The organism is Vibrio sp. V39_P1S14PM300, from assembly GCF_009904765.1.
GTDB classification, from domain to species: domain Bacteria; phylum Pseudomonadota; class Gammaproteobacteria; order Enterobacterales; family Vibrionaceae; genus Vibrio; species Vibrio proteolyticus.
Map to the genome: position 1 here is coordinate 1 of NZ_WXWP01000098.1, position 6,908 is coordinate 6,908.

The 6,908-nt window shown below is 48.1% G+C and carries 7 protein-coding genes; 4 read left to right on the forward strand and 3 right to left on the reverse strand.

Translation table 11 applies throughout. From position 1 onward, the window contains the following. The first annotated feature begins 8 nt into the window (after window positions 1-8). The 3 genes from CAG65_RS04595 (at window position 9) to CAG65_RS04605 (ending at window position 4,194) form a co-directional block, all read left to right on the forward strand. A complete protein-coding gene (locus CAG65_RS04595; protein WP_161452494.1) occupies window positions 9-1,880 on the forward strand; it encodes an EAL domain-containing protein in 1,872 nt (623 codons plus the stop codon). A 72-nt stretch (window positions 1,881-1,952) separates the two neighbouring features. After that, window positions 1,953-3,611: an ABC-ATPase domain-containing protein gene (locus CAG65_RS04600; protein WP_161452483.1), complete on the forward strand. Its 1,659-nt coding sequence runs from the start codon at window positions 1,953-1,955 to the stop codon at window positions 3,609-3,611. Window positions 3,612-3,669: 58 nt separating this feature from the next. Then, window positions 3,670-4,194, forward strand: a complete 525-nt coding sequence (locus tag CAG65_RS04605) for a GNAT family N-acetyltransferase (protein ID WP_161452485.1) — start codon at window positions 3,670-3,672, stop codon at window positions 4,192-4,194. On the opposite strand, the gene CAG65_RS04610 is transcribed toward CAG65_RS04605, so the two are convergent. Both CAG65_RS04610 and CAG65_RS04615 read right to left on the reverse strand, forming a co-directional pair. Beyond that, on the reverse strand, window positions 4,183-4,806 hold the full coding sequence (locus CAG65_RS04610; protein ID WP_161452487.1) for a DNA-J related domain-containing protein: 624 nt from the start codon (window positions 4,804-4,806) through the stop codon (window positions 4,183-4,185). The genes CAG65_RS04605 and CAG65_RS04610 overlap by 12 nt on opposite strands. A gap of 129 nt (window positions 4,807-4,935) precedes the next feature. Beyond that, on the reverse strand, window positions 4,936-5,775 hold the full coding sequence (locus tag CAG65_RS04615; protein WP_161452489.1) for an isopenicillin N synthase family dioxygenase: 840 nt from the start codon (window positions 5,773-5,775) through the stop codon (window positions 4,936-4,938). 219 nt (window positions 5,776-5,994) lie between these two features. Here CAG65_RS04615 and CAG65_RS04620 point away from each other — a divergent pair, with 219 nt between their 5' ends. Then, window positions 5,995-6,612, forward strand: coding sequence for a DUF2238 domain-containing protein (locus CAG65_RS04620; RefSeq protein ID WP_161452490.1), 618 nt, complete (start codon window positions 5,995-5,997; stop codon window positions 6,610-6,612). Here CAG65_RS04620 and cutA read toward each other — a convergent pair. Then, window positions 6,609-6,908, reverse strand: a 300-nt coding sequence (cutA, locus tag CAG65_RS04625; RefSeq protein WP_161452492.1) for a divalent-cation tolerance protein CutA, incomplete at its 5' end; no start/stop codon positions are given. The genes CAG65_RS04620 and cutA overlap by 4 nt on opposite strands.

Here is a 6,908-nt window from a genome sequence, read left to right on the forward strand (position 1 = left end):
CTTCGGAGATGCTCAGCGGCTGGCAGACGATCGTCAATTTGCTTGCTGACATTGTTGAAGTTCCCTCAGCCTTGGTCATGCGTATCCATGATCAGCATATCGAAGTGTTTTCTAGCAGCAGCAATACCACCAATCCCTATAAAACCGGAGACTCTGAATCATTAGGACAAGGTTTGTACTGTGAAACGGTAATAAACGAGCAGCGTGAACTCTTGGTTCCGAACGCTCTGTCTGATGCCGAGTGGCGTGATAACCCCGATGTAGCGCTCGGTATGATTGCCTATTGTGGCATTCCGATAAACTGGCCAGACAATTCACCGTTTGGCACCATTTGCGTGCTGGATACCCAAGAAAACCACTTCAACGAGCTCTACCGCCAACTGCTGGCGAGCTTTCGTGACTCAATCGAATCTCAACTCACGACCGTCTACCAGAAAGAGAAACTCCAGGTGTTAAATGAAGAGTTACGCTCCAGGGTCGACACCAGAACAAAAGACTTAGTCGATCTGAACTATTCACTGAATCAGGAGATTGACCGCCGACGAGCTGCAGAGCAGGAGGTCGCTTACCGAAAACGACATGATATGGGGACTGGTTTTCTCAACCGAAAAGCACTCGAAGCCGAGCTGGATACCCAGCTGAAAAGTGCGGATCAGAACATCAAACCATTAGCGCTGATCCACATCGGCTTCACCAATGCACGACGTGTACAGTCCAAATACAGTTATTCCATCTGGGAAAAGGTGCTGGTGCAGTATCGGGAACGCCTGGGTGACCTTTCTCAGTACGAAGCCATTACGGCGCGACCGACCTCTACCGATATCGTTCTGGTTGTAAAAAGTCAGCATCTGGACGACAGCTTACACCGCTTATGTCTGGCGCTGGTGGAACTGGGTTATCAGGAATTTGAGGTGGACGGCGAACAACTGCTACTCCACTCTTTCATCGGGATTGCCAAGGCCACGCCGGGCATCAACGGCACAACCCTACTCAAAGACGCCACAGAGGCAATGCTGTCGTGTAAAGATTCGGGGCATAAGTACAGCTTTTACTCACAGGATCTGTCTGCTTCACAGTCACACATCAGCCAGCTCGAGGGTTACCTTCTGCAAGCGGTACGCAACGACGACCTGCTGCTCTATTTTCAACCTAAAGTATCCCCCGTCACACATCGCTGGTCCGGAGCGGAAGCGCTACTGCGCTGGAAGCACCCGATTCTAGGGGATATCAGTAATGAAACATTGATTCATATGGCGGAGCAAAATGGGTTAATTTTTGAAGTCGGCAACTTTGTATTACGGGCAGCGATCGAGAAAGCCGCCGAGTGGGCTCCTCGTATCGATGACTTCAAGCTGGCGGTGAATATCTCTGCCATGCAATTGAAAAATCCACTGTTTGCAGAGCAGGTCAACGAACTGCTGCATACGTATCAGCTTCCCGCTCATTATCTGGAACTCGAAGTGACCGAAAGCAGCTTAATTGCAGACGAACATGTGGCCCAAAACAGCTTAGAAGCGTTGCACCAACTAGGAGTGACATTGTCACTTGATGACTTCGGCACCGGTTATTCCTCTTTCAACTATCTGAAAAAATTCCCTTTTGACGCCATTAAAATCGACAAGAGCTTTATGCAGCAGTTGGACAGTAGTGATGATGACAAAGAGATCGTCCGTTCTATCGTCAACGTCGCAAAGAAACTTGAGCTGAAAGTGACCGTCGAAGGCATCGAAAGTCAGCAGCATGAGCAGTTTATTATTGAAGAAGGCTGCGACTTTGGTCAGGGCTATTTTTATGGGTTACCCATGCCTTGTGATGAATTTGAAGCCTGCCTGAACAACCAAAATTACACTGGTAGCATTGAAATTCGTTACCCACAATAGCATCATCTCCTTTACTCACCGGGCGGTGATTCCTATAATCCCCGCCTTTCTCCATCTTACCAGGCAGTCATCATGGATCAGTTAACCGCGACCCTGAAAAAAATAGAAAAACAAAACTACCGCGCCTATCAACAAATCAAAGGTGAATATGACTTCGGCGACTTTCGTCTGTTCATCGATTATGTCCAGGGCGATCCGTATGCTTCAGCGTCGCGTCTACGCGCTCTTCGTGCCTGGCCCCTTACCGGACTGGAGTGGCTTCTGGATGAGTCTCCTGCCTATCAGATGGCCGCCCGCGACTTTATTGCCCGCAGTTTCGCTGAATTTGCTAAGCAGGAAAACAGTGTCAGCATCGCACTGACCGGACAAACTGTACTGGATAACACCGCGGTATTGTTTACCGAAGAAGGCATAGAGCTGCGTTTTCGTCTTAACCTGCCCGCTGAAGGCCGCAGTGTTCTGGGTAAGAAAGCCAATAACATTCTCACATTCCATTTGCCTAAGTTTCTTCGCCGCGCCACGTTGGAGCGAGAGCTTGATAAAGTAGCATTGATCCAACATTGTGAGGTGGTCGAAGATCAGGAAGCCCTGCGTGCTCAGTTAGACGAACATGATCTCGCTGCGTTCGTAGGGAACGGCAGTGTTCTGCCTCGTGTCGCTGGTAACTGCGATCTACCGATGAAAGAAGCCGTGGCGTTTGTGTCGCCTCAAGCACTTCAAATCGAACTTGATACGCCGAATCAAGGGAAAATACTCGGCATGGGCATTCCGAAGGGCATCACACTGATTGTCGGTGGTGGTTTTCACGGTAAGTCGACGTTGCTGAATGCCATAGAGAGATCCATTTACAACCACATTCCGGGTGACGGTCGTGAACGTATTGTTACGGATTACAATGCAATGAAAATCCGTGCGGAAGATGGCCGGTGCGTTCACCACCTCAACCTCTCAAACTACATCAATCATCTGCCGATGGACAAAGACACCGCGGACTTCACCACACAAGATGCATCCGGTTCAACGTCACAGGCGGCCTGGCTTCAAGAGTCCATCGAGTCCGGCGCCTCCACTCTGCTGATTGATGAAGATACGTCTGCGACAAACTTCATGATCCGCGACGAACGGATGCAGGCTCTGGTGGCGAAAGGTGATGAGCCAATAACCCCTCTGGTTGATCGTATCGGGCAATTACGTGATGAGCTCGATATCTCAACCATTATCGTTATGGGTGGCTCTGGTGATTATCTGGATGTGGCCGATACCGTAATACAAATGCACGACTATCAGGCTGTTGACGTCACAGAAAAAGCACAGCAAGTCATCAAGCAACACCCGACCATGCGTCACAACGAATGTGAGACACCGCTGGACACGTTCCGCCCACGCGCGTTAAACCGCGCCAATTTGCAGGCCATTCTGGCAGACGGCAAGTTTCGCATTAACGCTAAGGGGAAAGACTCATTGCGTTTTGGCAAAGAGTTCACGGATTTATCTGCACTTGAGCAGTTAGAATCGGTCAATGAAGTGAACGCCATTGGTTGGCTGTGGTTCCAGTTAGCGCAGCTCCCTGGCTGGTCGGAAAATCCTGCTAAAGAGCTGGCAGCAATGCTACATAGCACACAGTGGTACAGCATTATTCCAAATCATGGCGATCTGGCACGCCCTCGTGTTCTGGATACCATGGCCGCGCTCAACCGAATGCGTAAATCTCAATTCAAACCGGCTAAATAACACTCGCTGGAATTAAAACGCCGATGCGTCAGCATCGGCTTTTTTGCAAGGACACAAGATGCCATTTTCGCTGACTACGTCACGTCTGATATTAAGAGATTTCACTCCAGATGACCGAGATACTTTTATCGCCCAGTGCCAACATCCGCACTACCAGCGGTTCTATCATCCTTCAGACCATACTCAGGACGCCCTGACAACGAGAGTCGCTGAGTTTATCAACGAAGCGACAATGACTCCACGCTCCCGCTATCATTTGGCCATTGTCGAGAAGGCAAGCCAACGACTGATTGGGGTTGCAGGCATGCGCCTAGAAGACAACGCCAACGCCGCTATTGGATTTGGCCTTAATGTTAATGAACACGGTAAAGGGTATGCGTTTGAAGCGATGACTACGTTGCTGGAATTTGGTATCGCCAGTTATGGCATTAAGCGCATTTACGCTGACACTTTGGTGGAGAATCGACCTGCGGTTATGCTGTGTCAGCGTTTAGGATTAATAGAGTTTGAACTAAGTGATCAACCCGACATATTACGGGGCACTAACGTCCAGCCAGTGCGATTGTTCGGCTCAGTACTCTGAACGGAGAACATTCCAGGCAGAGCAAAGGATCCGAAACTGCTCACTGTTGCCGTTCTCACGATCGGGATGCCATTTTAAAGCCAGCTTTCGCCAGCGTTTCCGTATTTCGGCCGAAGTGGCGTCCAGCGGTAAGTCGAATAATCTCAGCGCTTTAGCTTTATCCAGATTCCCGATTTCTTTACTACCAACAAAATCCCGGTAGCGGGTCCAGAATTCATTCAGCAGGCGTTTGACTTCCCCTTCTTCCGCTTCATAGTTGTGCCAGTCACTGTAATACTCACGCAATGGGTCTTCCATGTCGATCACATGCCCTGACGAGCGAAAAACGTAAGTCAATTCAATGTCCATGGCTTCCACTTGCAGCCACTGTCGCGGATAGAGTGTTTCCTGCAGTTGATACAACGCGTTCATCATCAGGAAATTACGCTTAAACAGGTCTTTCTCCGGAGAAGAATCCAATACCGGCATCAATTCCAGTTCACTTAAACGCGCAGCTAACGTGTGTACTTTCCAGCCCTGGGGCTGCTCTTTCAATACTTCCAGAATAGGCCACAGTAGTGGATTCTCGATTTCGTGTATAAATTGTTCCGAAAGTTGATGCTGTTCAGTCATAGTCGAATGCTTGATCCTTAAGTCGTCGCTCTCTCACTATAGGATCAAAATTCACCAGATTCAGCCACATGGAACAAAGGAATTGATCTCTGCGACAAAAAAGCCAGCTTTCGCTGGCTCGTTGCTTGATTAGATAACGCCCAGCTCACGCAGACGCTCCATCAGGTAGCTGTGCGCGGTATAGCGTTCAGACAGAACCACGTCTGGTTTTGGGTGCAAGAACAGAGGCAATGATATACGCGATTTCTCCTGACGTTCACCCGTTGGATTGATCACTCGGTGTGTCGTGCTTGGGAAATAACCACCGGACGCTTCCTGAAGCATATCTCCGATGTTGATGATCAGATTACCGAAATCACATGGCACATCAATCCACTCACCTTCCTGGCTTTTAACTTGCAGACCCGGCTCGTTAGCGGCTGGCAGAACTGTCAACAAGTTGATGTCTTCATGAGCAGCGGCACGAATCGCACCAGGCTCCTCATCACCACTCATTGGTGGGTAGTGCAGAATACGCAACAACGTTTTGTCACTGCCATTGATCATCTCTGATAAAGCCACAGAGAACTTCTTTTGCACGTCTTTCGGTGCATGTGCTTCAACCCAGCTCAGCAGAGTCTGGGCAAATTCATTCGCACGCTGGTAGTAGTCCAGAATCTGAGCTTTTAGCTCTTCAGGAATCTGCCCCCAAGGGTACACATGAAAATACTCTTTAATGTCTTTGACCGAATGCCCCTTAGCCACTTCAGAGACACTTGGTGGAAAGTAGCCATCTTGGGTATCAACGTTAAATTGGAATTCATTTTTGCGTTCTGAACTAAAAAACTCGTACCAATTCTGATAGATAGACTCAACCAGTTCTTGTGGGATTGGGTGATTTTTCAGAACACCGAATCCGGTTTCACGTAGTGATTTGACAAATTGCTCCGCCGCATCTTCGGCAAGGTAATCGACAGTTTCCAGTTTCATGACTTTACTATTTGTTATTAATGGCTTTAAGCGGCTGATAATAGATACCCACCGTTTGTAAATCAAACTTTAATGAAATGCTGAAGTTTAATTGTGAAATTATTGAGCGATCTTCGATGTTTTCAACAGCAATCGTTTACGTCGTGTAGAAAAACACACAATTGAACAACGTTCGATTGTATGTCATGCTTCTGTGAATGGATAAAGGCAGGAGCCACTATGTCATCAACCAATTCCACTGTATTACCGTTCAAAAACAAAAGAACTCTTCTTATATTGACGCTTCTTTACGGGGTGTTATTTATCTTCAGTGCTATTGAGCCTTCTTCACGTGCGGTATGGGTAGCTGAAATCGTCCCTGCTGTGCTCATTCTTGGCGGCATCTATGCGCTCTCACAGCAATTCCGTTTTAGTGACACTGCTTATGTGATGATGTTTATCTGGCTGGCACTGCATACTATTGGCGCAAAATACACCTTCGCTGAAGTCCCCTTTGACTGGTTCAATCAGTTAATTGGCTCAGAAAGGAATAACTTTGACCGCGTGGCTCACTTCTCTATTGGCCTGTATGCTTATCCCATTGCTGAATACTTAATCAGAAATAAGCATTGCAAACCTGTGTTGGCTGGCTTTTTTGGTTTGTTCGCGATCATGAGTGTTGCAGCTGGCTATGAAATCATCGAATGGTGGTATGCGGCTGTTGCTGGCGGGGATGAAGGCATCGCTTTTCTGGGATCTCAAGGCGACATTTGGGATGCTCAAAAGGACATGCTGTGTGACACATTGGGCGCGATCACATCGTTGTGCATCATGATCGCGCAATCCCGGTTTCGCTAAACCTGCGTATTGGCCTGTAACCAGCTTAAATAAGGATTGAAGCCATCGATAATCGGCACTTGTACGATCTGCGGAACTTCGTATTCATGAACCGCTAACACTTCCCGTTCAAGTGCCTCATAACATGCACAACGTGTTTTAATCACCATCAATATCTCGTCATCACGACATACAGCACCTTCCCAAACATAATGACTGTTGATAGGAATCGTTTGGATGCATGCCGCCAGTTGATGGCGCAACAAACTCTCGATGATCTGATCGGCGTTTTGGTGATTGTTGACTGTGGTCAGAAC